The organism is Rhodopseudomonas sp. B29 (genome assembly GCF_000333455.1).
Lineage (GTDB): Bacteria > Pseudomonadota > Alphaproteobacteria > Rhizobiales > Xanthobacteraceae > Rhodopseudomonas.
The window spans coordinates 1-5,058 of sequence record NZ_BADD01000153.1; the positions used below are offsets into that span (position 1 = coordinate 1).

Annotated in this window: 5 protein-coding genes; 4 read left to right on the plus strand and 1 reads right to left on the minus strand. The window is 64.0% G+C overall.

Annotated features, from left to right (window positions below):
• The 4 genes from I5M_RS05685 to I5M_RS05700 form a co-directional block, all read left to right on the plus strand.
• Positions 1–952 (plus strand): AAA family ATPase (locus I5M_RS05685; protein WP_022720522.1); only part of this gene is annotated, 952 nt, incomplete at its 5' end.
• A gap of 22 nt (positions 953–974) precedes the next feature.
• On the plus strand, positions 975–2,432 hold the full coding sequence (locus tag I5M_RS05690; RefSeq protein WP_031335492.1) for a CpaF family protein: 1,458 nt from the start codon (positions 975–977) through the stop codon (positions 2,430–2,432).
• Between the two features lie 10 nt (positions 2,433–2,442).
• On the plus strand, positions 2,443–3,417 hold the full coding sequence (locus I5M_RS05695) for a type II secretion system F family protein (RefSeq protein ID WP_022720524.1): 975 nt from the start codon (positions 2,443–2,445) through the stop codon (positions 3,415–3,417).
• 15 nt (positions 3,418–3,432) lie between these two features.
• Positions 3,433–4,410: a type II secretion system F family protein gene (locus I5M_RS05700; protein WP_022720525.1), complete on the plus strand. Its 978-nt coding sequence runs from the start codon at positions 3,433–3,435 to the stop codon at positions 4,408–4,410.
• 45 nt (positions 4,411–4,455) lie between these two features.
• Here I5M_RS05700 and I5M_RS05705 read toward each other — a convergent pair.
• Positions 4,456–5,058 (minus strand): tetratricopeptide repeat protein (locus I5M_RS05705; protein WP_040771576.1); only part of this gene is annotated, 603 nt, incomplete at its 5' end.

Genomic DNA, 5,058 nt, shown 5'->3' on the forward strand with positions numbered 1-5,058 from the left:
CACCCGCGTCATCGTCATCGGCAAGGTCAACGACGTCGTCCTCTATCGCGAACTGGTGCGGCGCGGCGTCAGCGACTACGCCATCGCACCGGTGCAGCCGATCGATGTCGTCCGCTCGATTTGCAGCCTGTTTTCGGCGCCGGAGGCCAAGCCCGTCGGCCGCATCATCGCGGTGGTCGGCGCCAAGGGCGGCGTCGGCGCCTCCACCATCGCTCACAATGTCGCCTGGGCGATCGCGCGGGACCTAGCGCTGGATGCCGTCGTCGCCGATCTCGATCTCGCCTTCGGCACCGCAGGCCTCGACTACAACCAGGATCCGCCGCAGGGCATCGCCGAGGCGGTGTTCTCGCCCGACCGCGTCGACACCGCCTTCGTCGACCGGCTGCTGTCGAAATGCACCGATCATCTCAGCCTGCTGGCCGCGCCGGCAACGCTGGATCGCGTCTACGATTTCGGCATCGAGGCGTTCGACTCGATCTTCGACACGCTGCGTACGACGATGCCCTGCATCGTGCTCGACGTTCCGCATCAATGGAACGGCTGGACGCGGCGTGCGCTGGTCAATGCCGACGACATCCTGATCGTCGCGACGCCCGACCTCGCCAATCTGCGCAATACCAAGAACCTCTACGACCTCTTGAAGACGGCGCGCCCGAACGATCGGCCGCCGCTGTATTGCCTCAACCAGGTCGGCGTGCCGAAGCGCCCGGAAATCAGCGCCAGCGAGTTCGCCAAGGCGATCGAAAGCCAGCCGATCGTCAGCATCCCGTTCGAGCCGCAGATGTTCGGCTCGGCGGCCAACAACGGCCAGATGATCGCGGAGATCGCGGCCAACCACAAGACCACGGAGATGTTCCTGCAGATCGCGCAGCGGCTGACGGGACGCGGCGAGGCCAAGAAGCCGAAAGGCTCTTTCCTGGCTCCGATCCTGGAGAAGCTGCTCGCCAAATAGGTCTTAGTACTGGAGTATCGACGTGTTTGGTAAGCGTAGCGGTGCAGATAACGAGACGCGGACGCTCATGCCGGCGAGCAAGTCGCCGGAGCCTGCCGCGCGTGTGCCGGAGCCTTCGGTTTCGGTCGCTTCGCCGCCACTGCAGCCGGCCCGCACCGCACCGCCTCCTCCGACGGCGGCCGAGGCCCGCCGTTCCGACACCTACTATCAGGTCAAGGCGACCATCTTCGGCGCGCTGATCGAGGCCATCGATCTTGCGCAGCTCGCCAAGCTGGACGGCGAGTCGGCGCGCGAGGAAATCCGGGACATCGTCAACGAGATCATCGCGATCAAGAACATCGTGATGTCGATCGCCGAGCAGGAAGAATTGCTCGACGACATCTGCAACGACGTGCTCGGCTACGGCCCGCTGGAACCGCTACTGTCGCGCGACGACATTGCCGACATCATGGTAAACGGTGCAGGCACGGTCTACATCGAAGTCGGCGGCCGCATTCAGCGCACCGGCATCCGCTTCCGTGACAATCAACAGCTGCTCAACATCTGCCAGCGCATCGTCAGCCAGGTCGGCCGGCGCGTCGACGAATCCTCGCCGATCTGCGACGCGCGCCTGGCCGACGGCTCGCGCGTCAACGCCATCGTGCCGCCGCTGGCGATCGACGGCCCCGCCCTCACCATCCGCAAGTTCAAGAAGGACAAGCTGACGCTCGATCAGCTCGTCAGGTTCGGCGCCATCAGCCCGGAGGGGGCCGAGATCCTCAAGATCATCGGCCGCTGCCGCTGCAACGTGCTGATCTCGGGAGGTACCGGCTCGGGCAAGACCACGCTGCTCAACTGCCTGACCAACTATATCGACGACGACGAGCGCGTCATCACATGCGAAGACGCTGCCGAGCTTCAGCTGCAGCAACCGCACGTCGTTCGCCTCGAAACCCGGCCGCCGAACATCGAGGGTGAAGGCCAGGTGACGATGCGCGAATTGGTGCGCAACTGCCTGCGCATGCGGCCCGAACGCATCATCGTCGGCGAAGTCCGCGGACCCGAAGCGTTCGACCTGTTGCAGGCGATGAACACCGGCCACGACGGCTCGATGGGCACGCTGCACGCCAACAATCCGCGCGAGGCGCTGTCGCGCTGCGAATCCATGATCACCATGGGCGGCTTCTCGCTGCCGTCGCGCACCATCCGCGAGATGATCTGCGCCTCCATCGATGTCGTCATCCAGGCCGCGCGACTGCGCGACGGCTCGCGCCGTATCACCCACGTCACCGAGGTGATGGGGATGGAGGGCGACACCATCATCACGCAGGACATCTTCGTCTACGACCTGCTGGGAGAGGACGCCAACGGCCACATCATCGGCCGGCATCGTTCGACCGGCATCGGGCGTCCGAAATTCTGGGAACGCGCGCGCTACTACGGCGAGGAGAAGCGTCTGGGGGCAGCGCTCGACGCCGCCGAAGTCGCCAGCAACGGCTAGAGGAGCGACCATGCAAACGCAATCGCTCGCGCTGGGTTTCTTCGCCGCGATCGCCGTCGGCGGCATCGCCTGGGTGTTCGTTTACCCGATGTTGTCGGGCGAACAGCAGGCGGAAAAGCGGCGCTCATCCGTTGCCCGGACTACTCCGCAGGTGCGTCAAGGCGACCGCGCGCAGCGCTCGCGTCGTGAGCAGGTGGAAGGCTCGCTGAAGGAGATCGAAGCCCGGAGCCAGAAGCAAAAGAAGGTCGCGCTCAACATACGGATTGCCCAGGCCGGCTTCGACTGGACGCCGAAGAAATTCATGACGATCACGATCGGCTTCGGCGTTTTCGTCTTCGCGATCGTCGCGCTGCTGAGCGGCAATCTGATAGCTGCGGCCGGCCTCGGCTTCGCCGCAGGATTCGGCCTGCCCCGGTGGTTGCTCGGCTTTCTGAAGAGGCGCCGCGAGAAGAAATTCCTCGCCGCCCTGCCCGACGCAGTCGACGTCATCGTGCGCGGCATCAAGGCCGGCTTGCCGTTGTTCGAATCCATCAAGGTGGTGGCGGCCGACGCGCAGGAGCCGCTGAAGAGCGAGTTCAACGCCATCATCGAGACCCAGACGATCGGCATGCCGCTCGGTGAAGCCTGTCAGCGGCTGTACGAGCGCATGCCGCTGCCGGAAGCCAATTTCTTCGGCATCGTCATCGCCATCCAGCAAAAAAGCGGCGGCAATCTTTCCGAAGCGCTGAGCAACCTGTCCAAGGTTCTGCGCGACCGCAAGAAGATGGCCGAAAAGATCCAGGCGATGTCGATGGAGGCGAAAGCTTCCGCCACCATCATCGGCGCGCTGCCGCCGATCGTGATGCTGCTGGTGTACATCACCACGCCCGACTACATCTCGATGCTGTGGACGCATCCGACGGGCCGGCTGATGCTGGCCGCCTGCCTGCTCTGGATGAGCGCCGGCATCCTGGTCATGAAGAAGATGATCAATTTCGATTTTTAAGAACGAAAGCGCGTGATGGTCGATTTTCTGATCCAGAAGCTTCACGACATACGCTTCATGACGATGCTGCTTGCGGCGATCGCAGCGGCTGCTACAGCCTACACGCTGGTATCGCCGTTTCTCGTCGGCGAGACGCTGGCCAAACGCATGAAGGCGGTCGGCAGCGAGCGCGAACGGATGCGCCAGCGCGAACGGGACCGTCTCATCAAATCGGAAAAAGTGTCGCTTCGCCAAGCGCCGAAACACCTCATCGCCAAGGTGGTGGAGGACTTCAACCTCAACAAATGGCTGGCGCAGGAGACCGCACGCGACAAGCTCGTGATGGCCGGCTATCGCGGCCAGGCGCCCTATGTGACCTTCCTGTTCTTCCGGCTGGTCGTGCCGATCGCGTTCGGCATCGCCTCGGCCCTTTACGTGTTCTTTCTCATCGAATTGGATCAGCCCTTCACCACCAAGCTCGGCATCTGCATCGGCGCGGTCTTCCTCGGCATGCAGGCGCCGATGCTGTTTCTGAAGAACGCGATCAGCAAGCGGCAACTCTCGATCAAGCGGGCGTTCCCGGACGCGCTCGACCTGCTGCTGATCTGCGTCGAATCCGGCATGTCGATCGAGATGGCGTTTCGCCGCGTATCGCTGGAGATCGGAACGCAATCGATCGCGCTGGCCGAAGAACTGACGCTGACCACCGCTGAATTATCGTATTTGCCGGACCGCAAGCAGGCCTACGAAAATCTCGCCAGCCGCACCGGCTTGGATGGGGTGAAATCGGTCTGTCTGGCGCTTCAACAGGCGGAACGCTACGGCACACCGCTTGGTCAGAGCCTTCGGGTGCTGGCGCAGGAAAATCGCGACATGCGCATGAACGAAGCCGAGAAGAAAGCGGCGGCGCTGCCGCCCAAGCTCACCGTGCCGATGATCGTGTTCTTCCTGCCGGTGCTGTTCGTCGTCATCCTCGGCCCGACGGTGATCCAGGTCACCGGCACCAGCTGGTAAGGAGACGAAGCGACGACCGCGCCGCGGCCGTCGCTCGGTGCCTGATCAGGATCGATCGGACGCGAGAACGCGGCGGGCGGCCGGGACGGTCGCGCGTTCGTTCAGCATCTGCTTGAGATAAGCGACGTTGGCGGCCGCCTCGTCGGGCGGCAGATCGGCGCGCGCGATGTCCGCCGCCTCGTTGAAGCGCCCCTCCAGACCGATCACCAGAGCCAGATTTTGCCGGACTCGCGCGTCGGCACGCCCGCTGGCGTAAGCCTGGCGCAACGACTGTTCGGCCTTCGGCAGTTCGCGGGTGAGCACGTAGGACATGCCGAGATTTGACAGCACCGAAGGCTCGCCGGGAGCCAGATTCAACGCGCTCGCGTAGTAACGCCGGGCATCGTCGTGACGGCCCATCTGATCCAGCACGGTGCCTTGCACCGACAGGATGCGCCAATCCGGATTCTCCGGCGAGTGGGCATTCGACAACGTGTCCAACGCCATCTGAAAATTGCCCGCATCGGCGAGCGCGCGGCCATAGGCGCCGAGCAGCTTCTTGTTGCCCGGATTGGCGAGCGCCGCCTTCTCGAGCACTGCCACGGCCTGGCTGCGGTGACCGATGCTGCGCAGCGCTTCGCCGTAGGCCATCGCGGCAGCGGGTCCTCG